Raw genomic sequence first — 25,628 nt, forward strand, 5'->3', positions numbered from 1 at the left:
ATGTGGTTTCCTGTCCAATAATACCATGAGTGATGGTGCAATGCTACGATATAGAAACTTGAGTGATTCTACTTGGGTTGCTCATTCGATCAAAGCCCAGTAAACTTATATTATAAGAATATTTGTTATTGGTGTATTAAGGAGTATAAATGATGATAATGGAATCTATGACCTTGGATCGAGCACAGACATATCTGCAGAAATATTATGGCTATCCGGATTTCCGTGAAGGTCAAAGAAATATTGTATCAAGCTTACTAGATAGCAGAGATACCTTAGGAATTATGCCTACGGGTGGAGGGAAGTCCATCTGTTATCAAATTCCTGCATTGATGCTGCCTGGACTTACACTCGTCGTGTCTCCATTGATTTCTTTAATGAAGGACCAAGTAGATGCGCTTACTACAGCGGGAATCTCTGCAGCTTTCATTAACAGCACGCTTAGTGGGAAGGAAGTCAATGACCGAATCCGAGCTGCAGCACAAGGCGATCTGAAATTACTGTATGTGGCACCTGAACGGCTGGAATTGGATTGGTTCCGCGAACAAATGTCTTATCTCCCGATTTCTTGTATTGCCGTAGATGAAGCACACTGCGTATCTCAATGGGGACATGATTTCCGGACAAGTTACCTAGCTGTTGCTCCTTTTGTAGAAGGTCTTTCTCAACGGCCTATTGTAGCTGCATTCACCGCAACGGCTACACCAGAAGTGATGGACGATATTGTGAAGCTGTTGCGTCTTCAAGAGCCACAGGTATTCGTTACAGGTCTAGGACGTGATAATCTGGCGATGTCCGTACTGCGGGGGGAGAACAAGCGAGAGTTTGTTATGACCTATACAGCTGAGCATGCTCATGAGACAGGAATCATCTATGCTGCGACACGTAAAGACGTGGATCTACTATATGAGCGTCTTCAGAGTGCTGGCATTTCTGTAGGTCGTTATCATGCGGGGATGAGTGATATTGAACGAGCAGCGAGTCAGGAAGGATTCCTATATGATGATATCCGGGTGATCGTAGCTACCAATGCATTTGGAATGGGTATTGATAAATCTAACGTGCGTTATGTTATCCACTACAGTATGCCGAAGAATATGGAAGCCTACGTACAGGAGGCCGGTCGCGCTGGTCGTGATGGCGAACCGAGTCAATGTATCCTACTGTTCAGTGGGCAGGATATCATGACTCAAAAGTTTCTAATTGAGCAGAATCAACTCGATGATGAACGAAAACATAACGATTACCGAAAGCTACAGCAGATGTTAGACTATTGTTATACCAATCGCTGCTTACGTAATGCTATGTTAGATTATTTTGGGGAAGTTCATGAAGGTAAGCGATGTGGAACATGTAGTTCTTGTACAGATGAAAGGGAACTTATCGATATGACCATTGATGCTCAGAAGATATTCTCCTGCATTCATCGTATGCGTGAACGGTACGGTGTATCGATGGTTGCTTCGGTGCTCAAAGGATCTCGGAACAAGAAAGTATTACAGTACGGTTTCGGAAGTCTATCGACTTATGGGGCGATGTCCAATCGGACGGAAAAGGAAATCTCCGAAGTGATTAACGTGATGGCGTCAGATGGGTATTTATCTCTCTCGGAAGGACAATATCCGGTGTTAAAACTTCAACCCTTAGCTGCTGATGTGCTTAAAGGGCAACGACAGGTCATGCAACGAGTTGCTCGTCCAACACGGACAAGTGGAGCAGTTGCAGGAGGTTATAGTAAGACTAGAGGTCGAGATATTTCGCCATCCGCAGTGAATGAGACGATATTTGAACAATTACGCCTCGTTCGACGTGAGCTTGCAGGTAAGGAACATGTGCCGTCCTACATTATTTTTAACGATGCGACATTGCGTGAAATGAGTGTCGTATGTCCACAGACAGAGTCACAAATTCTGAAGATCAAAGGCGTTGGAGAAGTAAAATTCCGTAAATACGGGAAGCCATTTTTGGACTTTTTCCAAAACCAGAATCATGACGGATACACAGATGATTATGAATAAAAGAAAGTTGTGTGAATGATGAAAGTCGTTTTATCTACATTAAATGCTAAATATATTCATACGTCGCTAGCGATCCGGTTATTAAAAGCCTATAGCGAGAAAGAGTTCGACATTGAACTTGCTGAATATACGATCAAAGACCCCGTGATGAATATTGTATCTGATCTATATCAAAGGAAGCCGGATGTCATTGGGTTCTCTTGTTACATTTGGAATATTGAAGAGACAATCAAGGTTGTTGATATTGTTAAACAAGTGATGCCTGAGGTAACGATTGTACTAGGTGGACCTGAAGTGTCTTATGATACACAACATTGGATGGAGCGAATTAAGAATGTCGATCACATCGTGATGGGTGACGGAGAAGAGACATTACATCATTTGTTAAAGACAATTGAGGGTGACCGAAAGTTCCATTTCGTATATGGTGCAACCTACCGTAAAGGCGACGAGATTGTGATCAATCCGGGACGTCCCAAAATTGATTTAAATACGCTACCGTCACCTTACCGTTTCCCAGAGGATATCCCAGATTTGGGCAAACGTATTGTTTATTTTGAGACGAGTAGGGGTTGCCCATTCAACTGTCAATTCTGCCTATCCAGTATTGAAGTGGGTGTACGGTATTACGATATTGAACGTGTGAAGTCGGATATTACGTATTTGATCGATCACGGGGCAAAGATTATCAAATTTCTTGATCGAACATTTAATATTAATCGTAACTATGCGATGGAAATGTTTGAATTTATTATTGAAAATAACCGCGGGTGCGTGTTTCAATTCGAGATTACTGCCGATATCATGCGTCCTGAGGTGCTAGAATATTTAGCTGCGAATGCCCCTCCGGGGATATTCCGCTTCGAGATTGGTGTGCAATCTACGAACGACGTAACGAACGAACTTGTTAAACGTCGCCAGAATTTCACGAAGTTATCTCGTACCGTTAACACAATCAAAGCCTCTGGAAACATCGATCAACATCTTGATCTAATTGCTGGATTACCAGATGAAGACTATGACACATTCCGGACGACGTTCAATGATGTATTTGCAATGGAACCCGAAGAATTACAATTAGGTTTCCTCAAGATGTTGCGAGGTACGGGACTTCGAATTGATGCGGACAAGTATGAATATAAGTATATGGAATACGCACCGTATGAAATATTAAGTAGTAACAAGCTTTCGTTCGCAGATATTATCCACTTGAAGCGCCTTGAAGACGTACTTGAGAAGTACTGGAATGCGCATCGTATGGACCACACATTGAAGTATCTTATGAAGAATGAATTTGACTCTCCATTTGATTTCTTCCAGGACTTCGGGGATTACTGGGAAGGACAAGGCTGGCAGAAGATAGGACATCAATTGGAGGATCTATTCCTCCGTCTTCATAGTTTCCTTGAATTCCGTGGTGTACAACGGATGGACGTTATCTTAGGTCTGATGAAGCTGGATTATTTCATGAATCACAAATATAAACCCCGTACCATTTGGTGGGATGAACGATTAACCAAAGATAAATGGTCGGTATATATGAAATCTCTTGCAGCACATCCAGAGCAAGTATCTGCAGAGTTTGCAGCGCTTCAATTGGATGAGCGTGGATTACAGAAACATGCTGTGATGGATATACTCCCATTCGATTTGGATGCCTTATTGAACGAAGAAGGCAAGGTGTCAAATCGAACAGATCAGCAGACGTTGTTGATTGTTCTGTATCAGCAAGATGAGACACAGCGTCCTCGTTGGTTTACGTGGAAGCTAGAATTAGCGGCATTGCTGTAATCTTCTTTATAAGAATAATCAAAAGGCTATCTAGTCCGCAATGGACTAGATAGCCTTTTAGTTTGTTATCAATTATTGTGTCGTGCTAACCAGTCGAGTAGATCAGCAGTTACTTCATCACGATTGGTCTCGTTCAGCATCTCATGTCTTCCACCAGGATACAGTCGACACTCTACATCGCGTATTCCTAACTTAAGGTATATTTGATGAAGGTGAGTCACGCCTTTTCCGTAAGATCCAACGGGATCGTCATCACCGGCAAATATATAGATGGGTTTATTCTTATTGATTGTACGATAACTACTTGGTTTTTGAATGTCCCGTAATAATCCGAAAAAATCACGGAAGAATCCAGCTGTACAAACCTCACCGCAATAGGGATCTTGTATATATTTGTCGACTTCATCTTCATCTCTAGATAACCAGTCGAATGTGGTACGTGTAGGTGATATTCTATGATTATATCGTCCAAATACCAACGCATTCAGCATAAGACTGTGATGGGGGGCGCCTTGGAGTTTTATTTGCATCAGAGCTATGCTCCTGGCTAAGCCAAGGTTAGACCGGGGACCATTTGTCCCAGATAGGATAAACCCTGAATATGGTTCACCATGATGCTCCATGATTCGTTGCGTTAGAAATGACCCCATACTATGACCGAATAAGTAATGAGGTAATCCTCCATACTTACTTTTTAGCAAATCACCTAGTTCTAGAATGTCATTGACCATGCCGTTAAAACAATCATCACCGCAATCTCCAAGTGATTCAATACTCTTGGCGGTCTTTCCATGCCCACGCTGATCATGAGCATAAACAACATAACCCAATTCGCAAAGAGGTGAGGCTACCCTTGAATATCGGTCTGCCGTCTCAGCCATGCCATGAACAATTTGAACGATACCCTTTAGCGGGACTGCGTCCTCAGGAAGCCACTCGTAAACGTGAAGAGACATCCCTTGTTGATTAATTAATGAAAATGAACGCTTTTCCAAAAAAACGCCCCCCTTACAATGACAATCAAATCAATACTGATTAATTCACTATGATATTAAGGAAGATAAGTACGTAGAACAGTAGCATTACCTTCAAGTTCATAATGCAGTAAATTTGCTGGTAATAGAATACATTGTCCTGCTGCAATATCTAATGATCCGTCGGTCCATTTCAATACGCCTTGTCCTTCACAAATGACAAGAATCGCAAAGCTATCAGGTGTAGTTGTTAGTGCCCAGTTTCCAGAAACAATACCTTTCTCAACGATAAAGTACGGAGAGCTCGCTAGGGTCAGCCACTCTCCCGGTACTACCGCATCTGTCTTCATGGTTGTGGCACCAGAGCCCTTATAAGCAATAACGTTCAATGAATCTTCAATATGTAAATCTCTCGGTTGACCATCTAGTCCTGGGCGGTTGTAGTCGTACAGACGGTAAGTCGTGTCCGAGTTCTGTTGAATCTCTGCAACAACAACGCCTGCACAAAGTGCATGAACCGTACCTGAAGGGATATAGAACGTATCACCTGCTTCTACAGGTACTTCTCTCAAACTGTCAGTAACTGTTCCATTCTCTAAGGCTAGTTGTAGACTTTCTCTAGTAACACCATCGTTTAATCCGTAGATAATTTTGGAACCTGGTTTCGCATCGAGCACGTACCACATTTCAGTTTTACCCAATTCGCCTTTTGGTAATCCAACATAATCATCTTTAGGGTGAACTTGTATAGATAAGTCATCATTACAGTCGAGTAGCTTAATGAGAAGAGGGAAACGCCCATTGACTTCTGAGAATCCCTTGCTTCCGAACCATTCCTTACCTAATTGCTCACGAATTTGATCTAATCCAAGTCCTGCAAGTTCACCATTCATGACGTTAGTTGTACCATTCGGGTGATCGGCTATCATCCAACCTTCTCCAATATGGCCTTCAGGCAAATTGAGTCCGAATTGTTCTAGAGCTCTACCTCCCCATACACGTTCTTTGAATTCAGGTTGAAATTGCAATGGATAAGGCTTAATCATAATTAGTCATCCTCTCGAGTTGTGTTAATTAACAGCTTATTTCTTTTCTATACCTATAGTAAAAGGCGCATCAAAGCGCTGTAGCTGACGATAAATGATGGATTGTGCAACCGATTGCGGAATGTTAGCAGCCCATTCTTGTACAACTGCTGATTCTGTGTCTCCTCCTGGATGTCCAGGATATAACACAATGGTTATAACGCCTCCTGGTCGAAGGAGCTCAAGGCTAGCCTGAAGTGCGGTTAAGGTGCTGTCGGTCATCGTTATTATATCTTTATTAGATGCGCTTGATGGCAAGTATCCAAGGTTGAACATGATGGCAGTTAGCTTGCCGTGATGAACTTGTGGAATGCTCTTCAACATATCGACGTGGCTCTGAAGTAGTAGAGTTACAGGTGATATGGAAGACAGCACATGTTGATCAAGTCTTTGCTGGGTGAGGATAAGAGCTTCCTCTTGAATATCGAACCCATAGACCTGTCCTTTAGGTCCTACGGATTTTGCTAAAAATAGGGTATCTGTACCCGTACCTATGGTTGCATCAATGGCTATATCTCCAAGTTTAAGTCGCTCGGATACTAATTTGTGTGCAAAGCTGAGAACGGAGAGAAAGCCCATATTAATGTTCCCTCCAATACTTACCTTGCCAAGTATCACGCGCTTTAAGTTCAGCGTCGAAACCATTGAGAACTTCCCATTTATTAAGGCTCCACATTGGTCCGATTAGCAGATCTCTTGGGGCGTCACCTGTTAGCCGATGAACGATCATTTCGGGCGGTAACATCTCAAGCGTGTCAACGATGAGTTTGATATATTCGTCTTTTTCTAAGAATCGTAATAAACCTGCTTCATATTGCTTCACCATGGGTGTTTTACGCATGAGATGAAGTAAATGAATTTTGATGCCTTGGACATCCATATTGGCAACTGCTCTGCCTGTCTCTAACATCATCTCGTGACTTTCTTGAGGAAGACCGTAAATGATGTGAGTGCACACACGGATATTGTGCTTACGTAATTTAGCGACAGCTTCTTCATAACAGGCTGTATCATGAGCACGGTTAATAAGTTCAGAAGTGGAGTCATGGATCGTCTGTAGTCCCATTTCGACCCAGAGATACGTACGTTCATTCAGTTCTGCCAAATATTCAATCACGTCATCGGGTAGACAATCTGGACGAGTAGCAATAGATAGGCCAACTACACCAGGTTGCTTTAAAATAACTTCAAAGTATTCTCTTAGCTCCTCAACAGGTGCGTAAGTGTTTGTATAAGCTTGGAAATAGCCAATGTATTGTGCATTAGGCCACTTCAGATGTTGTTTGTCCCGAATCGTATTGAATTGAGTGACAAGATCTTCACGTCTACTTCCTGCAAAGTCTCCAGATCCCCGTGCACTGCAGAAGGTACATCCTCCTTTAGCTATAGAACCATCACGGTTTGGGCAAGTAAATCCAGCATCAAGCATAACTTTGAATACTTTATCGTTAAACTGTTGATGCATCTCGTAATTCCATGTATGAAATCTTTTATCTCCCCACAGTAATGGGTTAGCAATAGGTGAATGATTCATTCATGAGGTGCTCCTTTTGTGAAATCCTTTGTATAAGACATGCAGCAACCATTATAACAAAAAGAAGGGGAAAAGTAATGTGATTCAATTGAAAACAGGCGAATAATAGAGAGGAATATCATTGAAAAACCTTACATAATATGTTAATATTATATATAGCGTCAGACACTAATAATCAGGATTTGAATACTAGAATTCATAGTTTATGACGTTATGAAACATAATAATCCGTGAGGTGATTTGTATGAATTCAATAGCTCAGCTTGATGGAAACAATACGATTGCAGTAGATTTGACTCCGGATGAAGCTCTTTCATTAACAGGTGTAGAATTTAACGGAAATCATGAAGTGAAAGCAGCGGCTCAAAGAAAGATTCGTAATGCATTTGAGAAGACATTCAATATTCAAAAAGACGATCCAACAGTTTAAGATTTGTGATTTTGTTGGACCAAATTTCAAATATAATGGATAAGGAATTCTGTACCTCCCCTATTTTTCTGAGGGAACAGAATTCTTTTTTCTTTGGCTCTTTACATTTGCTTAGAACTTCGGCACAATATTGCAATAGTGATGACTTTCGGGAATGATCTCTTGATTTGAATCCATATAGAAATGAAAGCGGAGGGAAAACATGCGTTTACGTGGTAGAAAAGGCATAAGAGAAAGTCTAGAGGAACAGAAGGAACTCGTTATTCTAGACCCTAAAGAGTATAAAGGAAAATGGGCATCCTTGTTTGGGAACGATAATCCTATCCATGTTGAGTTTGGAATGGGCAAAGGACAATTCATTAGCCAAATGAGCTTTAACAATCCGAACATAAATTTCATTGGTATCGATATGTATGATGAGTTGATTCGGCGCGCTGCCGAGAAAGCCATGAATGTATGGTCTGAAAGTGAGTTCACGCTTCCACCAAATGTACGATTGGCATTTGCTAACGTAGAGTATGCAGATGAGATATTTGAAGTAGATGAATTAGAGCGTGTATATCTTAATTTCAGTGATCCATGGCCGAAAGCTAAGCATGGTAGACGTCGTCTGACACATCCACGTTTCTTAGAGAAGTATGTGTCGCTTCTGAATTCAAATGGAGAAATTCACCTTAAGACCGATTCGCAGACCTTGTTTGAATTCTCATTGAACTCATTTGCTGATTATGGATTACACATGAATAACATTTCTTTAGATCTACACCGTGAAGGTCTTCCTGAATGGAACGTCATGACGGAGTATGAATCTAAGTTCGTAGGTAAAGGAATGTATATTAACCGCTGTGAAGTCATCGTTGGTGAACAGGCATTACAGCGATATATGGATGAGCGGTTGAAGAAGTATCGACTTCAAGAGAATAAGCCGTCAGAAGTGTGAGTTATTAAACCTAAATTAGACTAAACAAGGTGCCCTCTTATGAGGGCACCTTGTTTAGTTCAAACATATCAATAATACTCTTGGCACTTTGCATTGGATGATATTTTGCGATGTTATCGAGATGTTTCTGTCTACGATTGCTAATTTTTATATATTCATAGATCAACTTGTTCATCCATTTCTCAATAACAGCGATCGAAGTAATGGGCTCGCCTAAGCCTTGAGCTGTGAAGTATTGGCAATTCTCTTCCTCTTGACCCGGAAGAGGGTGATGGAATAGCATCGGAATTCCTTTGGATAACCCTTCAGAACAAGTCATTCCTCCAGGTTTTGTGATGAGTACATCAGAAACCTCCATGAATTGGTCGATTTCTTTGACGAAACCGAATAAATGAATGTTAGGATGATTATATTTAGGATCACTTTCCATTTTGAGACGCGATTTGTCATTATTCCCAAGACAAAATATGATCTGAATACGATCGCTCCAATTTGAAAGATAGTCATTCACAATGTCATCGCTAGTAATACCCCAACCACCTGCCATGACTAATACCGTTGGCATATCCTTGAAATGGAATTTTTCACGAATGGTTTCCTTACTAGGGTGCTCCCAAAAGTTGGGGTGCACAGGTATTCCTGTAACAAGAATGTGAGATAATGGAACACCACGTCGCATAAGCTTGTATTTGACCTCAGGCGTAGAGACTAGAAATCGATCCACTTCGGAGCTGATCCACGTACCGTGGGCATCGTAATCCGTAATAACAGTACACAAAGGAACATTTACGCCTAAACGTTTTAGCCGAGAAATGACGGCATTTGGAATAGGGTGGGTACATACAATAACATCTGGGCGAAGCTGATTTACGACATTTCGAGTATGCGTATAAAAGATACGATGTAGTGCTAAAGTCGTAAGACGATTGAGGGGTTTCTTATATTGATGTTTATACATCAAACCAACCAAACGAGGTTGGGAAGTGATCGTTTTTTTGTAAGCTGTAATGATCAATGGAGCAACTCTAGGATTCAAGAAGCTACCGAGCTCAAGCACCTTTGTCTGAATATCTGGTGACAGTTTACGAATACTGCTGGCGAGTGCATAAGCTGCTTGAGTATGCCCTGCACCAAAGCCTTCGGATAACAATAACACTCTTTTTTTAATCACTTTACAATCACCTATTCCTGCAAGGTTTTCCATATTATAACCATATCCACTTTAGGTCCATATTGCAACTGTCATTGTGGCTACGGATGTACCAATAACAACGCCTGCCAGAACATCTGACGGATAATGAAGTCCAAGATAAATTCTAGAAAAACCAACGATGATACTGAGACTAAGAAATAGTGGTAACAATTCAGGAATTGCAGCTATAAAAGGAACCGAAGTGGCGAATGCTGCAGTCGTATGGCCCGATGGAAATGAATGATCGCTTAATGGATTACGGAATGTATTCGTATCTGGCAAAGCTAGATAAGGTCTAATTCGTGGGTATAGCTTCTTAGCTATAGCAACAGGAATATGGCTTATAGCAAGCGCAACAGCTGCTTGTGCCCCAGCGGTACTCCATGAAGGTGAACCGAATGCCCATGCTAATAAACTTGCACTTATGGTGAATGTAGCCCCTCCCAAATGGGTTAGATAATATAGGAAGAAATTTAGGAGATGATTATGTAGCCGACCGTTAATCCATTGGAATAAACGCTGATCCAATTTCTGAAGTCTAAAGATGAGTTGTCTCATGTTATTCCTCTCCTATGGCCTTAGGCCTTGGCGTTCGGCAGTGAGCCTTTAGTATCATTTCCATATCTTAATCTATTCATTTCATCATATTTTTAATTGCTTAAATTTTCAAGCAAAACGTATAAATAGGATCAGTGCTTTTTGACTTTCACCCTATTTAGAACGTACAATGATTCAGGATGCAAACAAATTGGTTAAACAAATTAAATCAGTAGGTCAACTTTTTCGGTGCTTATTACGTCTGTTTATATAGGAACAATCATTTCATATAGGAAATGGAATATAAAAAAAGGAGGGAAGAGAAATAAATTATTAGCAAATGGATGAAAATAAGAACTAATCATCAGTATGATGAGACTTGAATACTACAGCACCGTTAAATAACGGCTCTTATCTTATTTTTGGATCAGGAAGGGTCTAAGGCCTTTTGACAAAGTATTCAAAAACATACATTATTATTAGGGTAATAAAAACGACATGTTCAAAAAGGGTCATAAAAGAGACAGAGAAAAAGAGAACAAGAGAAAAAGAGAAGTATTGAAGGGTAAAAAAGGGGGGTTAAGAGAATTATGATAGACGCTATTTTCGTCGCGCTCCAGCTTGTTTTGGCCGTGATAGGTGTGTACCAATTTACATTCTCTTTATTTGGTCTGTATAGGAAAAAGAAGAAAGAACATTTTCCAACAACCAAATCATTCGCCGTGTTAGTTGCGGCACATAATGAAGAGCAGGTCGTTGGTGCTCTTATGGAGAATTTGAAAAAGCTTGATTATCCGCAAGAACTGTATGATGTGTTTGTTATTTGTGACAACTGTACTGACAGTACAGCAGATATCGTTCGTGCACATGGCATGAATGCTTGTGAACGCACGAATCCTAACCTTCGGGGTAAAGGGTACGCGATTGAGTGGATGTTGAAGGAACTATGGAATATGCCACGTGAATATGACGCCATTGTTATGTTTGACGCAGATAATTTGGCAGCACCGAATTTCCTCAGCGAAATGAATGATGATCTATCTGGGGGCGCACGTGTTATCCAGGGATACATTGATACCAAGAATCCAGAAGATTCATGGATTACAGCCGCTTATGGAATTTCATATTGGTACATCAATCGCTTGTGGCAGTTATCTCGTCACAATTTGAATATGGCTAACTTCTTAGGTGGTACCGGAATGTGTTTCGAGACGAAATTGCTGAAAGAAATGGGTTGGGGAGCTACAAGTTTGGTTGAGGATCTTGAATTTACGATGCGTAGTGTTCAAAATAACGTATATCCTAAATTCAATTATGATGCCAAAGTATTTGATGAGAAACCACTCACTTTCAAAGCTTCATCAAGACAACGTCTTCGTTGGATGCAAGGACACTTTACAGTAGCGCGTAGATACTTTTTCCCACTACTATGGCAAAGTATTAAGGAACGCAGCTTAGTTAAATTTGATTTAGCTTTGTATGGAGTGAACGTATATATCGTCCTCCTGACGTTTCTTATGACGGCGACAATGTGGGTAGATATGGCTTTCTTTGGTGGACCTAACATTGTTAATATATATGGGTACTTACCATTTTGGTTAAGTTTTGTAGCGATTTTTGCTAATATTTCAACTTTCTTCGTTGCTATGGCCTTGGAGAAAGTAACGTATAAAAAGGTTTATCAGTATCTGATTCTGTTTCCGATCTACCTGCTTTCGTGGTACCCGATAACAGTCTATGCATTCTTTACACAGAACAATAAAACGTGGAGCCATACAGAGCATACTCGTGTGGTTAGAATGGAAGAAGTTGTACAGAGTAAACAAGTATAACGGTTATAGTTGACATCGCTATGGCTGATATGATATATTATTCAAGCATGTTAAATGAATATTTGGATTTAAGCAGAAGCACCGGCTTCTCACCTGACCAATGAAAGATTAGTTGGCTGGTATTTGATCCAGTGATTTATGAATGGAATATTTCATGAAGAATTGATCAATAGGGATGCTGGTAGATTGAACCAGCATCCCTTTATTTGTTTTACGGATTGAGCAATGAATCAATTTGGAGGTGGACGGTTATCAGTAAGGAACATATGATCAATGACGAAATTCGGGCCAAAGAGGTCCGGTTGGTGGGTGCAGAAGGAGAGCAAATCGGTATTACTCCGATTCGTGAAGCGCTGCAGATGGCAACGGATCTTAATCTCGATTTGGTAAATGTAGCGCCTCAGGCTAAACCGCCGGTGTGCCGCATCATGGATTACGGCAAGTTCCGCTATGAGCAGCAGAAGAAAGACAAAGAAGCTCGCAAGAACCAGAAAATCGTTGATACCAAAGAAGTATGGTTCAGAGCAAACATTGACGAACATGATTACCAGACTAAACTTCGTAACGTCGTTAAATTCTTAAAAGAAGGCGACAAGGTTAAATGCTCTGTACGTTTCCGTGGACGTGAAATTGCACATGCAAGCATTGGACAGAAGATTCTGGAACGTGTGAAAGAAGAAGTAGCTGAACACTCCAGTGTTGAGCGTTTCCCGAAGCTTGAAGGTCGCAGTATGATTATGATATTGGCTCCTAAAGCTCAATAATCCGAGGAGGAACTACAATGCCTAAAATGAAAACACATAGCAGTCTTAAAGGCCGCTTTAAAATTACCGGAACAGGTAAAGTAATGCGCTATAAAGCGTTCAAAAACCATCTTTTGTCACATAAATCCAAACGTCAAAAACGTGTACTTGGCACGAACCCGACGATGGCACCAGGAGACGTTAAACGTCTAAAACAAGGCTTATCTAACTTGAGATAGTTAACAACAATTATTGGGAGGTTTACTAATATGGCAAGAGTAAAAGGCGGATTTGTCGTTCGTCGTAGACATAAGAAAGTATTGAAACTCGCTAAAGGTTATTTTGGTTCCAAACACCGTATTTTTAAAACAGCAAAAGAACAAGTAATGAAATCATTGGTTTATGCATACCGTGACCGTCGTCAGACTAAACGTAATTTCCGTAGACTATGGATCGTACGTATTAATGCTGCAGCACGTATGAATGGATTGTCTTACAACAAATTAATGCACGGCTTGAAATTAGCTGGTGTTGATATTAACCGTAAGATGCTTGCTGATTTGGCTGTTCATGATATCAACGCATTTAATTCGATCGCAGCTGTTGCTAAAGAAAAAATTAATGCTTAAGATCTTGTAATAATAAAAACCGCTAGCTTATGGCGGTTTTTTTCTTGGGGAAATGGAAATAGTATGAGTAAAATGGGATCAAACGTCGATTTTTTAATGGAATTAAAGCTAACGAAACAAGTGATTTCATGTTACATAATATAACACCTCTTCGGTAACGCTTGTATGTTTTAAACCGATAAAGCGCTTTCTTATCTTCATTTATTTAAATAAGTTGACATAGAGTGAGTAATTTACTGGATTTTATCACATTTTGATTGTATAATTTGTTCATTGAAGGTCCCTTCAATTGTTAGGGATACATTCTTAAGGGGGAAAAGGAAAAATGAAGAAAATACTTAACGCATCACTTGTATTGGCATTGTCTTTATCTGTAGTTTTAGCTGGTTGTGGTAAAAATGAGGAAAAGCCAGCAGGTGAGGCAGCTACTGGTGGCGCTAAATCGGATATGAAAATCGGTATGGTTACTGACGTCGGTGGAGTTAATGATAAGTCCTTTAACCAATCTGCGTGGGAAGCACTTAAGACTATCGAAAAGGATACAGGTGCAAAAGCAACATACCTACAAAGTAAGAGTAAAGCAGATTACACACCTAACCTTAACAAGTATGTTAAAGGTGGATACGCTCTAACGTGGGGAATTGGATTTGATCTTGGTGCAGATATGAAAACTGTAGCTGATCAGAACCCAGATGCTAAGCTTGCTATTATTGATGCTGTAGTAGATTCACCGAATGTGCAATCGGTTACTTTCTCTGAGCACGAAGGTGCATTTTTGGTTGGTGTTGTTGCAGCTAAAATGACAAAAACAGGTAAAGTTGGCTTCGTAGGTGGAGCACCAATTCCAGTTATTACACGCTTCCAAGCTGGATTTAATGCTGGCGTAGCTGCTGTGGATCCTAAAATTAAAGTGGATAATGTTTATGCTGGTGCATTTGATAAGCCGGACCAAGGTAAAGTCATCGCATCCAACATGTATAATTCTGGCGTAGATATCGTTTTCCACGCGGCTGGTGCAACGGGAACAGGCGTATTTAACGAAGCAACTGCACGTGTTAAGAACGGTGAGAAGGTCTGGGTTATCGGTGTAGATAAAGACCAATCATTGGAATTTGGGGATGAAGTTACTTTGACATCGATGGTTAAGGGTGTTGATGCAGCTGTTCAAAGAGTATCCAAAGAAGTTATTGATGGTACATTCAAAGGTGGAACAATTGAACTTGGTCTAAAAGATGATGGCGTAGGTATTGCTAAAACATCTGATAAGAATGTTCCTGCTGATGTATTAGCGTTAGTAGAAGATTATAAAGCTAAGATTATTAGCGGTGAAATTAAAGTTCCGCAAGAAGTTGCAAAGAAATAGTCGCAATCTTTAACGACTACAAACAAAAAATGAAGGCTACAAATGACAAGGCTAGTTATTATGACTGGCCTTGTTCTTACGTGTAAGCCTTTCGTTTGGACGAGACTATAAATAAAGTATAAGGGTGATAACATGGATGCAGCAAACCCAGTCGTGGAGCTAAAGCAAATTACAAAGCGATTTTCCGGCATTGTTGCCAACGATTCTATTAGTCTGAAGTTGCATAAGGGAGAAATCCTTGCGCTGTTGGGGGAGAATGGTGCGGGGAAATCCACACTAATGAATATTTTATTCGGATTATACCAACCTGATGAAGGAAGCATTGAAATAAAAGGTAAACCTGTCAGTATCGATAATCCGAATAAGGCAATTGAACTGGGCATTGGCATGGTGCATCAGCATTTTAAGCTTGTACAACCCTTTACAGTAACAGAGAACATTATTTTAGGTATGGAGCCCAAGAAATTAGGATTCCATCTTGATTACAAGACAGCAACAGCGAAGATCAAAAGTCTATCTGATCAATATGGTTTGAAAGTAGATCCTAATTCTAAAGTTTCTGAAATTTCGGTAGGTATGCAACAAAGAGTTGAAATACTAAAAACCCTTTATCGTGGTGCAGATATTCTTATATTTGATGAACCAACTGCGGTGTTAACACCACAGGAAATCACTGACCTTATGTCTATTATGAGACGTCTGGTAGACGAAGGTAAATCTATTATTCTGATCACGCATAAGCTTAAAGAGATTATGCACATTTCTGATGCAGTAACGATTATACGGCGTGGTAAAGTTGTAGATACATTGAAGACATCAGAAACAGATCCCAATACGTTAGCAGAAAAAATGGTCGGTCGAAATGTTTCTTTCAAAATTGATAAAAAAGCTGCTACCCCAGGAGAATCAATTCTAGAAGTTCGGGATCTCATGTTGAAGAATAAAGAGGGTGTCTCTGTTCTCGATGGATTGTCCCTGGATGTAAGAGCAGGTGAAATACTTGGTGTTGCGGGCGTTGATGGGAACGGACAAAGTGAACTTATTGAGGCTTTAACGGGTTTACGCAAAGTGGACAGTGGCTCAGTGACAATGAAGGGGATGGAACTTGCGAATCGTACCCCGCGATTTGTGTCAGAACAAGGCGTATCTCATATCCCAGAAGATCGTCATAAGCATGGGCTAGTGCTTGATTTCTCGATGAGTGAGAATATGGTTCTAGAAACATATTACAAGGCTCCATTTAATAAAGGCGGTTTCTTGAATCAGCAAGAAATTGATAAACAAGCAAAGAAATTAATCGAAGCATTCGATGTGCGAACACCGAGTATAGAGACGAAAGCAAGATCGCTATCTGGTGGTAATCAACAAAAGGCGATTATAGCCCGGGAAATAGATAAAAAGCCTGAACTTCTAATTGCAGCCCAACCTACCCGTGGATTAGATGTAGGTGCGATTGAGTTCGTACAACAACAACTTATCTCTCAACGAGATCAAGGGAAAGCTGTCATGCTTATATCTTTTGAATTAGATGAAATTATGAATGTAGCAGACAGAATTGTCGTGATCTATGAAGGTCGAATTGTCGGAGAAGTACTGCCTGAACAGACAAATGATCAAGAGTTGGGTTTAATGATGTCTGGTAGTACATCGGGAGGTAAGCAACATGAATAAATTGCTGAAAATATTTACGCTTGATAGTCTCATTATTCCTGTGGTTGCAGTGATATTTGGACTTATTGTGGGTGCGGTGATTATGCTTGCAGGTGGATATGATCCGATACTTGCATACAGTTCACTCTTTACATCTGTATTTGGGGATGCGTATGGTTTTGGTGAGACGATTCGTGAGATCACACCTCTTATCATGACAGGTTTGGCTGTTGCTTTTGCCTTTCGTGCAGGTCTATTCAATATTGGTGCTGAAGGACAGTTTCTCATTGGAATGACGGCTGCATCCATTATTGGTATTAAGATTACAGGTTTACCAGCCTTGATTCATGCTCCGCTAGCGATCATTGCTGGAGGGTTGTGTGGTGGTCTGTGGGCAGGTATTGTTGGTTATCTAAAAGCGAAACGTGGCGTAAATGAAGTTATCGTCTCGATAATGCTGAATTGGACGGCTTTGTATTTCAGTAATTATATTGTGAGAACCTTTTTGCTTCAGGAAGGTCAACAGAAATCAGTAGACATTCAACCGACAGCATCCATATCCCTACAAGGATTGTCCATGTTGATGGATAATGCACGTATGCATATGGGTACCTTGTTAGCAGTATTAGCTGCTGTGTTCTTCTATGTATATATGTGGAAGAGTAAACAGGGTTATGAGCTTAGAGCCGTAGGACATAATCCAAATGCAGCGGAGTACGCAGGTATGAATGTGAAACGCAATATTGTGAAGGCGATGTTCATCAGTGGTGTTTTTGCTGGCCTTGGTGGTGCTTTTCAGGTACTCGGTGTCTTCCATTATCAAGACATATTCACAGGGTCACCTGGTATTGGGTTTGATGGAATTGCGGTAGCTTTGATTGGTATGAATCATCCGTTCGGAACGATTCTTGGTGCTGCGCTCTTTGGAACATTGACATCCGGTTCATCGGGTATGAGTTTCGGTGCGGGAGTTCCTCCGGAAATCATTCGAATTGTGATTGGTTCCATTATATTCTTTATTGCTGCACAAGGAATTGTACGCTGGGTACTTAAGCCTTTATACCTCAAACGTAAGAAAGAGAAGGTGTTGTAAATGGACTGGATAACAACGATTGGCCAACTTATCAACACAACGCTGGTGTTTTCTACAGCACTTATCTTTGCTTCTATGGGAGGTATTTTCTCGGAACGTTCCGGCGTAGTTAATATTGGTCTTGAAGGGCTTATGGTCTTTGGAGCTTTTGCTGCTGCCGTAGGAACTTATTATGCTGAGGGTGCAGGCATGGGTGCTGCATCACCATATATTGGATTATTGGCAGCGGTTGTAATGGGTGTGATTGCTTCTCTAATTCATGCCGTAGCCTCGATAACTTTTAAAGCAGATCAAACGATCAGTGGTATCGTTATTAACTTTTTAGCTGCAGGAAGTACATTGTATTTAGTTAGACTTCTCTTTAACGGTGAGGGAGAAACACCGCTGTTACAAGAAGTGTTCCGGAAAACTAATATTTCCGGATTGTCTGATATTCCTTTTATTGGGGAAGTGTTTTTTCATCATTACCCAACGACATATTTAGCTGTTATTTTGGTATTTGTATCGTATTACGTTCTTTTCAAGACAACGTTTGGCATGCGTTTACGTGCAGTAGGGGAGCATCCTAGTGCTGCGGATACGATGGGTATTAAAGTGAGTCGTATGCGTTATATTGGAGTTATGATGAGTGGTGCTTTGGCAGCTCTTGGTGGTGCAACCATTGCACTAACGACGACGAGTATGTTTGCTCATAATACAATTTCAGGACAAGGATTTATCGCTATCGCTGCGATGATTTTTGGGAAATGGAATCCAATTGGGGCGCTTGGAGCTGCTGTGTTATTCGGTCTATTCCAAGCTATGGGTAGTTATTTTCAGTTATTTGATTGGGCAAGTAATATCCCTCAAGATTTCATTTACATGCTCCCATATGTATTAACGATTCTTGTACTAGTAGCTGCAGTTGGAAGGTCATCTGCACCTTCGGCGTTAGGTGAACCTTACGATCCAGGTAAACGTTAAAAGCTAGAAGAAGTTGAAATGCAAAACACCACACTCCTTTTTTGAAGGGATGTGGTGTTTTTTTAATTATACAGAAGAGGAAGACATATAGATCTGTACTTTTTGTAGCGTATTTCTTGCATCCCTGTACCTATCATCTGTTACTTGGGCATTGAATAGGGCTAATGAACAAGCGATAGGTCAATCCCTAGAATACAATGTATTTGAAACGATAAGGAGGAGGGAGAACATGAAGCACTCGGTTACGAAGGCACAAGCACGTAGATGGATCGGGAAAAATATTGTTGCAACTAAAAAGGACGGTACGCTTGTATCCGGTAAATTGTTGAGAATTTCTGGGAATCGTCTCATCATGCAACGAAACTCAAGGAATAAAGTACAGACTAAAGCCATTATCCCATTGGTGTTATTTGATTTGTTGGCTATTGGAACAGCACCCTATGTGACAGGTGGTTTCGGATATGGTGGTTTTGGCGGACCGAAAGTTGTCCCTAATGTCGTCCCTAATACCGTTCACAATCCTTACGGAAACTATGGTAACCCGTATGGCGGAGGATATCCACCTTATGGTGGGTTCTTCTAAATTCGGATTAGCTCTGTAGTTGCTTTTCCAGTTCATAAATTTTACTGGATGGATGTATACGGGTAGGAGTATATCCTAATTTTTTATAAAAGGTAAGTCCGATTGTATTGATGGTATCTACCATGACTTTGGATCGTTTGCATCCGCGAGACAGCGCAAATCGCTCTGCTTGAACCATTAACAAGTTTCCCCAGCGCTTGCGCTGTGCAGCGGGTGCAACGGCCAACATATCGATATATAATAAGTCACCGTGCAACATGAAATGGACAAATCCTACGGCATCCCCCTCATAGTAAGGTGAAGCCACAAGAGTAACGCCAGTTGTTAAGCGTTTCGGTAGGTCTTTTTTTATATCTAAGATTTGTTTTTCATCCATACTTGATAATGGTACAAGTTCAGTTTCAATTAATTGCATAATAGTGGAATCATCCTGTTTGGGTCTTCTGTAACGGATCATGCAGGTAATTCCTCCCCTCACTAGTCAGTAAATTTATTGCATCATATGTGTTATGGGGGAGACTGTGTGCTACAATTTGGAAACAAAATACTATGAAGAAAAATCCATTCATAAATAAATTTAAAATATGGGTATTGACTATAGTGGTGGATGGATCATATAATACATGTAACATTTTAACGACTAAATTATGTCATCGGCAATGAAGAGGACGAAGTTTTAAGGGCTCTTAGTACAGAGAGTGAGAGGATTTGCTGCAACCTCCACCAAAATCCCTTTTATACGAGCTCACCTCTGAGCTGTTTTCCTGAAAAGCATGAATGCCTATTAGGGAAAATCGATTGGTCCACGTTATAGACCACAGGTATAAGAAATTATACTTGATAAGGCTTTTTGTTGCGAAACTTAAAGCAAACTTGGGTGGTACCACGGAAGTTATAAACTTTCGTCCCTCACACAGAGATAAGTCTGTTGTGAAGGACGAAGGTTTTTTTTGTACCAAAATATTAAACTAGGTGTAATCTTGAGAGGGGGATGACTGATGAACGAGCAAATTCCAAAGCAGACGTCAACAGAGCAATTACGAGAGAAATGGATGAAACCGGAAGTCATTACTGGCTCGGAAGTATTGCTACGCAGCCTTTTATTGGAGGGTGTAGATTGTGTGTTTGGTTATCCTGGTGGAGCTGTACTGTATATTTATGATGCGATGTATGGCTTCGATGATTTCAAGCACCTATTAACGCGTCATGAACAGGGAGCAATACATGCAGCAGATGGATATGCAAGAGCTAGCGGTAAAGTGGGTGTCTGTATTGCAACTTCTGGACCTGGAGCAACAAACCTAGTTACAGGAATTGCTACAGCATATATGGATTCTGTGCCAATGGTTGTCATCACAGGAAATGTGGCTACAACTTTGATTGGAACGGATGCGTTCCAAGAAGCGGATATTACTGGAATTACAATGCCAATTACGAAGCATAGCTACTTGGTAAGAGATGTTGAAGACTTACCTAGAGTGATTCATGAAGCATTCCACATTGCTAATACAGGACGTAAAGGTCCGGTACTAATTGATATTCCGAAGGATGTTTCTGCGGCAATGACGCTGTTTAAACCCGTTGAAGATGTTAATGTTAGAGGCTACAATCCACGTACGGTACCTAATAAATTGCAATTAGATAAGTTAGCACAAGCCATTAGTGAAGCGAAACGTCCTTTTATTCTTGCAGGCGGAGGCGTGATCTACTCTGGGGCACATGAAGAGCTATTCGAATTTGCAACACGTACGGGCATTCCAATTACAACAACACTCCTTGGACTTGGTGCATTCCCAAGCGGACATGAGTTATGGACGGGAATGCCGGGAATGCATGGTACCTATACATCGAACAACGCGATTCAACAATGTGATCTTCTGATTAATATTGGAGCTCGATTTGATGACCGTGTAACGGGGAAATTAAATGGATTTGCACCTCATGCCAAAATTGTACACATTGATATTGATCCAGCAGAGATCGGTAAGAATGTAGCGGTAGATATTCCTATTGTGGGTGACGTGAAGACAGTTCTTGAGATGATTAACCCGTTAGTGAGTCATACCGACAAAGCGGATGCTTGGAGAACGCAACTTCAACAGTGGAAGCAAGAATATCCTTTCAGATATACAGACTCAGATGACGTATTGAAACCTCAGTGGGTTATCGAAATGTTAAATGAAACGACAAAAGGTGAAGCCATTGTTACAACGGATGTAGGACAACATCAAATGTGGGCAGCACAATACTATAAGTTCAATCATCCAAGATCTTGGATTACGTCAGGTGGACTTGGAACGATGGGATTTGGTTTACCATCGGCGATTGGTGCACAGATGGCTCAACCAGAACGTTTGGTTATCTCCATCAATGGAGATGGAGGCATTCAGATGTGTTCACAGGAATTAGCAATTTGTGCTATTAATAATATTCCTGTTAAGATCGTTATAATCAATAATCAAGTATTAGGAATGGTACGCCAGTGGCAAGAGCTTATCTATGAGAATCGGTATAGTCATATTGATCTTGCAGGTAGTCCTGATTTTGTTAAATTAGCGGAAGCTTATGGTGTTAAGGGACTTCGGGCAACGACGAAAGAGGAAGCACGTCTTGCATGGCAAGAAGCGCTTGATACACCAGGTCCAGTACTATTGGATTTCGTTGTTAACAAGCACGAAAATGTATATCCGATGGTTACTCAGGGTTCGACCATTGATCAAATGTTGATGGGGGATGAGTAATATGAGTATGAGACATACGATTTCGATACTTGTGAATGATCAACCAGGTGTACTTCAACGGGTTTCAGGACTTTTTGGTAGACGTGGGTTCAATATTGAAAGTATCACGGTTGGACAGTCTGAAGAAGTAGGATTATCTCGGATGGTTGTAGTAACGATTGGAGACGAAAAAACATTAGAACAGATCGAAAAGCAGTTGTATAAACTGATTGATGTTATAAAAGTTATTGATTTGGGTTCCAAACCTATGGTAGATCGTGAATTAGCTCTTATTAAGGTGAATTCCGAAACAAGTGAACGTCCAGAAATTATGGGTATCGTGGAGACGTTTCGTGCATCGGTTGTCGATATTGGTACGCATAGCCTGATGGTTCAAGTTGTCGGAGATACAATCAAAATTGATGCTATGATTGAATTACTTAAACCTTACGGTATCCGTGAGATATCTCGGACGGGTGTTACGGCAATGACTCGTGGAAATGACACAAAGTAATGTAACAAAGTAATGTAACAAAGTAATGTATGTAACAATGTGATGTAATGATATGAGATAAATGCCCTCTCTTAAAGAGCGGGCGTTTGAAAGATTCGCATGACTACAATATCTTTAGTGGATCTTTGAAACACCCGTTCTTTAAAGATGAATTCAAAATTGATTAATGACAATTTCGAAATCAACTGAAGATGAATTCTAAATTGCATTCTAACAATTTCGATCATCATGGAGGGTTCTTTTAAAATTAAAGGAGGACTTATAAAATGGCAGTTACAACTTATTATGAAAAAGACGCAGATTTGAACGTATTGAAAGGAAAAACGGTGGCAGTTATTGGTTATGGTAGCCAAGGACATGCACAAGCGCAGAACTTGCGTGATAGTGGTGTGAACGTAGTTATCGGACTTCGTGAAGGTAAATCATTCAACAAAGCAAAAAATGATGGTTTTGAGGTTCTTTCTGTAGCGGAAGCAACTCGTCGTTCAGATGTTATTCAAATCCTTATGCCTGATGAAACTCAAGCTTCTGTATACAACAACGAAATCGCACCAAATCTTAAATCAGATGCAACGTTGATGTTCTCCCATGGTTTCAACGTTCATTTTGGACAAATTGTTGCTCCAGCTGGAAATGATGTACTTCTAGTAGCACCTAAATCACCTGGTCATATGGTACGTCGTACGTATGAAGAAGGATTTGGCGTTCCTGGTTTGATCGCAATCGAGCAAGATGCAACAGGTAAAGCGAAAGAAATCGGATTAGCTTATGCTAAAGGTATTGGTTGTACACGTGCAGGAGTAATCGAAACTTCTTTCCGTGAAGAAACAGAAACTGATTTGTTCGGTGAGCAAGCGGTTCTATGTGGCGGAGTTACTGCATTAATTAAAGCAGGATTTGAAACATTGACTGAAGCTGGTTATGCTCCTGAAATGGCTTACTTCGAATGTCTACACGAAATGAAATTGATCGTGGACATGATTTATGAAGGTGGAATGGCAAGTATGCGTGATTCTATCTCGAACACAGCTGAATATGGTGACTATGTTACAGGTCCACGCGTTATTACTGACGAAACGAAGAAAGCTATGAAAGCTGTATTGACAGATATTCAACAAGGTAAATTTGCTCGTGACTTTATCCTTGAAAACCAATCTAACAATGCTTTCATGAACGCTACTCGCCGTAACGAAGCAAATCATCCAATTGAAGTGGTTGGAGCACAACTACGTGAAATGATGCATTGGAGCAAGAAATAATTCAATCATAATTTCAATCATACCAATGTTGGTAAATAGTTACTCTATCTCCTCTGACACATCTGTACTTTAAGACGTTGGAGGGATAAAGTATATCGTTTAAAGGGTATTCCAATGCGGCCGTGCACATTTACATGCGTGAGCTGCATTGGATATTTTAATAGGAAATCATATATGTTATGGAGGTGTCTGTCATGCGGAAAATTTACATTTTTGACACTACGTTAAGAGATGGGGAACAATCTCCAGGTGTGAACCTGAATACGCGTGAGAAAGTAGAGATTGCACACCAATTAGAAAAGTTGGGTGTTGATCGTATGGAGGCTGGATTTCCAGCAGCTTCTCCAGGAGATCTTGCAGCTGTAAATGCTGTTGCAAGAGCGGTTAAGGACGTGACAGTCATCGGTCTTTCACGATCTCGTGAGCAAGATATTGATGCTGTTCGTGAAGCTCTAATAGGAGCTCAAGATCCATGTATTCACATTTTTCTAGCAACTTCACCGATTCACCGTAAGCACAAACTACGGATGGACAAGGAACAAGTGTTAGAAACAGCGCAATCTGCGCTCCGTTATGCTCGTAAGTACTTCTCGAAGATTGAGTTCTCTTTGGAGGATGCTGGGCGTACGGAATATGATTTCATAGCTCAAATGGTTGGCATGGCCATCAAAGAGGGTGCATCTGTAGTAAACATTCCAGATACCGTGGGCTATTTGAATCCATCTGAATATGGAGCAATCTTCAAATTTGTTAAAGAAAATGTACCTGATGTTGAAAAAATTCAATTGAGCGCACATTGTCACAACGATCTGGGTATGGCAACAGCCAATACATTAGCGGCTATTCAGAATGGTGCGGACCAAATTGAAGGTACAATAAATGGGATTGGTGAACGTGCTGGAAATACAGCGATTGAGGAAGTAGCGATGGCTTTGGCGACACGCCAATCATTCTTTAATGCTACAACTTCACTTCAATTGTCAGAGATTGCTCGTACCAGTCGCCTAGTTAGTAAGTTAACTGGGATGGTTGTTCCTGGTAACAAGGCTATTGTTGGTGCTAATGCCTTCGCACATGAGTCAGGCATTCATCAAGATGGTATGTTGAAAGAGAAAACAACGTATGAGATTATGACACCTGAATCGATTGGTCTGAAAGAAAGTAAGCTTGTTCTAGGCAAACATTCTGGACGACATGCATTCCGTGAAAAGCTCATTGATTTAGGTTATGAGCTGGATGATCTTCAGGTGAATGAAGCTTTCGCTAAATTCAAAGACCTTGCCGATAAGAAGAAAGAAGTATCCGATGATGATCTTCTTGCACTGATTGAAGAGAAACTTATAGATACTGTTGAAGTATTTAAGCTCGAAACGATTTATGTTACTTATGGAAATACTTCGGTACCAACGGCTAAAGTTCGTATTGTTAAAGAAGCGAATGAAGTGTTGGTCGAGGAAGCAGAAGGTAACGGATCGGTAGATGCGATCTATAATGCGATTGACAAAGCTACGTTAGAAGAAGTCGCACTTGATGATTATTCTATTAAATCAGTTTCCCATGGGAAAGATGCACTTGGGGAAGTACATGTCGTGCTTACTCAGAATGGTGTATCTGCACAGGGACGTGGACTGAGTACGGACATACTAGAAGCTAGCGCACGTGCTTATGTTGATGCATTGAATCGACTGATAGAAAAGCGTGTTACTTTCAGTAATCGTGAGAATGTTAATCTGTAATCATCATACGGTCACTACATACAGAAATGCAGGCCTACCATG

24 protein-coding genes are annotated in these 25,628 nt (G+C 40.7%); 17 read left to right on the forward strand and 7 right to left on the reverse strand.

Translation table 11 applies throughout. The annotated features are described in order from the left end of the window. The first annotated feature begins 152 nt into the window (after window positions 1-152). A complete protein-coding gene (gene recQ, locus BW961_RS06910) occupies window positions 153-2,018 on the forward strand; it encodes a DNA helicase RecQ (RefSeq protein WP_068582621.1) in 1,866 nt (621 codons plus the stop codon). A gap of 18 nt (window positions 2,019-2,036) precedes the next feature. Next, window positions 2,037-3,809, forward strand: coding sequence for a B12-binding domain-containing radical SAM protein (locus BW961_RS06915; RefSeq protein WP_068583430.1), 1,773 nt, complete (start codon window positions 2,037-2,039; stop codon window positions 3,807-3,809). Window positions 3,810-3,877: 68 nt separating this feature from the next. Here BW961_RS06915 and BW961_RS06920 read toward each other — a convergent pair whose 3' ends face one another. Genes BW961_RS06920 through mnmL form a run of 4 tightly spaced genes read right to left on the reverse strand, consistent with a single transcriptional unit; the run spans window position 3,878 to window position 7,402 of the window. Beyond that, a complete protein-coding gene (locus BW961_RS06920; RefSeq protein WP_244555890.1) occupies window positions 3,878-4,804 on the reverse strand; it encodes an alpha/beta fold hydrolase in 927 nt (308 codons plus the stop codon). Between the two features lie 56 nt (window positions 4,805-4,860). Next, entirely contained in the window at window positions 4,861-5,829 is a 969-nt protein-coding gene (locus BW961_RS06925; RefSeq protein ID WP_068582624.1) for a type I phosphomannose isomerase catalytic subunit, read from the reverse strand. Between the two features lie 36 nt (window positions 5,830-5,865). Continuing rightward, window positions 5,866-6,447 (reverse strand): tRNA 5-(aminomethyl)-2-thiouridylate-methyltransferase MnmM, encoded by a 582-nt coding sequence (gene mnmM, locus BW961_RS06930; protein WP_068582628.1) that lies wholly within the window; start codon window positions 6,445-6,447, stop codon window positions 5,866-5,868. Between the two features lies 1 nt (window position 6,448). Then, the gene (gene mnmL, locus BW961_RS06935) at window positions 6,449-7,402 is read right to left on the reverse strand and encodes a tRNA modification radical SAM protein MnmL/YtqA (RefSeq protein WP_068582631.1); all 954 of its coding nucleotides are present in this window, start codon (window positions 7,400-7,402) and stop codon (window positions 6,449-6,451) included. A 244-nt stretch (window positions 7,403-7,646) separates the two neighbouring features. Between mnmL and BW961_RS06940 the strand changes: the two genes are divergently transcribed. After that, a complete protein-coding gene (locus BW961_RS06940) occupies window positions 7,647-7,832 on the forward strand; it encodes a hypothetical protein (RefSeq protein ID WP_068582634.1) in 186 nt (61 codons plus the stop codon). A 202-nt stretch (window positions 7,833-8,034) separates the two neighbouring features. Then, window positions 8,035-8,772 (forward strand): tRNA (guanosine(46)-N7)-methyltransferase TrmB, encoded by a 738-nt coding sequence (gene trmB, locus BW961_RS06945; RefSeq protein ID WP_068582637.1) that lies wholly within the window; start codon window positions 8,035-8,037, stop codon window positions 8,770-8,772. Window positions 8,773-8,809: 37 nt separating this feature from the next. On the opposite strand, the gene BW961_RS06950 is transcribed toward trmB, so the two are convergent. Both BW961_RS06950 and BW961_RS06955 read right to left on the reverse strand, forming a co-directional pair. After that, on the reverse strand, window positions 8,810-9,943 hold the full coding sequence (locus BW961_RS06950; protein WP_068583434.1) for an MGDG synthase family glycosyltransferase: 1,134 nt from the start codon (window positions 9,941-9,943) through the stop codon (window positions 8,810-8,812). Between the two features lie 51 nt (window positions 9,944-9,994). Then, a complete protein-coding gene (locus tag BW961_RS06955) occupies window positions 9,995-10,522 on the reverse strand; it encodes a phosphatase PAP2 family protein (protein WP_068582640.1) in 528 nt (175 codons plus the stop codon). 569 nt (window positions 10,523-11,091) lie between these two features. On the opposite strand from BW961_RS06955, the gene BW961_RS06960 reads away from it, so the two are divergent. The 9 genes from BW961_RS06960 to BW961_RS07000 all read left to right on the forward strand — a co-directional run bounded on the left by BW961_RS06960 (window position 11,092) and on the right by BW961_RS07000 (window position 19,357). Beyond that, window positions 11,092-12,333: a glycosyltransferase family 2 protein gene (locus BW961_RS06960; RefSeq protein WP_068582642.1), complete on the forward strand. Its 1,242-nt coding sequence runs from the start codon at window positions 11,092-11,094 to the stop codon at window positions 12,331-12,333. A 266-nt stretch (window positions 12,334-12,599) separates the two neighbouring features. After that, window positions 12,600-13,097, forward strand: a complete 498-nt coding sequence (gene infC / locus BW961_RS06965; protein ID WP_068582645.1) for a translation initiation factor IF-3 — start codon at window positions 12,600-12,602, stop codon at window positions 13,095-13,097. A 17-nt stretch (window positions 13,098-13,114) separates the two neighbouring features. Beyond that, on the forward strand, window positions 13,115-13,315 hold the full coding sequence (gene rpmI / locus BW961_RS06970; protein WP_068582648.1) for a 50S ribosomal protein L35: 201 nt from the start codon (window positions 13,115-13,117) through the stop codon (window positions 13,313-13,315). Window positions 13,316-13,345: 30 nt separating this feature from the next. Next, window positions 13,346-13,705 (forward strand): 50S ribosomal protein L20, encoded by a 360-nt coding sequence (rplT, locus tag BW961_RS06975; protein ID WP_068582652.1) that lies wholly within the window; start codon window positions 13,346-13,348, stop codon window positions 13,703-13,705. 325 nt (window positions 13,706-14,030) lie between these two features. Then, window positions 14,031-15,068 carry a BMP family lipoprotein gene (locus BW961_RS06980; RefSeq protein ID WP_068582654.1) on the forward strand — a complete coding sequence of 346 codons (1,038 nt, stop codon included), beginning with the start codon at window positions 14,031-14,033 and terminating at the stop codon, window positions 15,066-15,068. Window positions 15,069-15,200: 132 nt separating this feature from the next. Next, window positions 15,201-16,739, forward strand: coding sequence for an ABC transporter ATP-binding protein (locus BW961_RS06985; protein WP_068582656.1), 1,539 nt, complete (start codon window positions 15,201-15,203; stop codon window positions 16,737-16,739). Continuing rightward, entirely contained in the window at window positions 16,732-17,811 is a 1,080-nt protein-coding gene (locus BW961_RS06990; protein ID WP_068582659.1) for an ABC transporter permease, read from the forward strand. The genes BW961_RS06985 and BW961_RS06990 overlap by 8 nt, the downstream gene beginning before the upstream one ends. After that, window positions 17,812-18,774 (forward strand): ABC transporter permease, encoded by a 963-nt coding sequence (locus BW961_RS06995; RefSeq protein ID WP_068582662.1) that lies wholly within the window; start codon window positions 17,812-17,814, stop codon window positions 18,772-18,774. Between the two features lie 229 nt (window positions 18,775-19,003). Beyond that, complete coding sequence (locus BW961_RS07000; RefSeq protein WP_068582664.1) at window positions 19,004-19,357, forward strand: hypothetical protein; 354 nt, start codon at window positions 19,004-19,006, stop codon at window positions 19,355-19,357. Between the two features lie 7 nt (window positions 19,358-19,364). Here BW961_RS07000 and BW961_RS07005 read toward each other — a convergent pair whose 3' ends face one another. Continuing rightward, entirely contained in the window at window positions 19,365-19,814 is a 450-nt protein-coding gene (locus BW961_RS07005) for a GNAT family N-acetyltransferase (RefSeq protein ID WP_068582667.1), read from the reverse strand. Window positions 19,815-20,355: 541 nt separating this feature from the next. On the opposite strand from BW961_RS07005, the gene ilvB reads away from it, so the two are divergent. From ilvB to BW961_RS07025, 4 genes are all read left to right on the forward strand, one after another. Then, window positions 20,356-22,098 carry a biosynthetic-type acetolactate synthase large subunit gene (gene ilvB, locus BW961_RS07010; protein ID WP_068582670.1) on the forward strand — a complete coding sequence of 581 codons (1,743 nt, stop codon included), beginning with the start codon at window positions 20,356-20,358 and terminating at the stop codon, window positions 22,096-22,098. A 1-nt stretch (window position 22,099) separates the two neighbouring features. Then, window positions 22,100-22,591 (forward strand): acetolactate synthase small subunit, encoded by a 492-nt coding sequence (ilvN, locus tag BW961_RS07015; protein WP_068582673.1) that lies wholly within the window; start codon window positions 22,100-22,102, stop codon window positions 22,589-22,591. A 266-nt stretch (window positions 22,592-22,857) separates the two neighbouring features. Further along, window positions 22,858-23,850, forward strand: a complete 993-nt coding sequence (gene ilvC / locus BW961_RS07020; protein WP_068582675.1) for a ketol-acid reductoisomerase — start codon at window positions 22,858-22,860, stop codon at window positions 23,848-23,850. Window positions 23,851-24,044: 194 nt separating this feature from the next. Continuing rightward, window positions 24,045-25,586, forward strand: a complete 1,542-nt coding sequence (locus BW961_RS07025; protein ID WP_068582678.1) for a 2-isopropylmalate synthase — start codon at window positions 24,045-24,047, stop codon at window positions 25,584-25,586. Window positions 25,587-25,628 lie beyond the last annotated feature (42 nt).

The organism is Paenibacillus macquariensis (genome assembly GCF_900156375.1).
Lineage (GTDB): Bacteria > Bacillota > Bacilli > Paenibacillales > Paenibacillaceae > Paenibacillus_AQ > Paenibacillus_AQ macquariensis.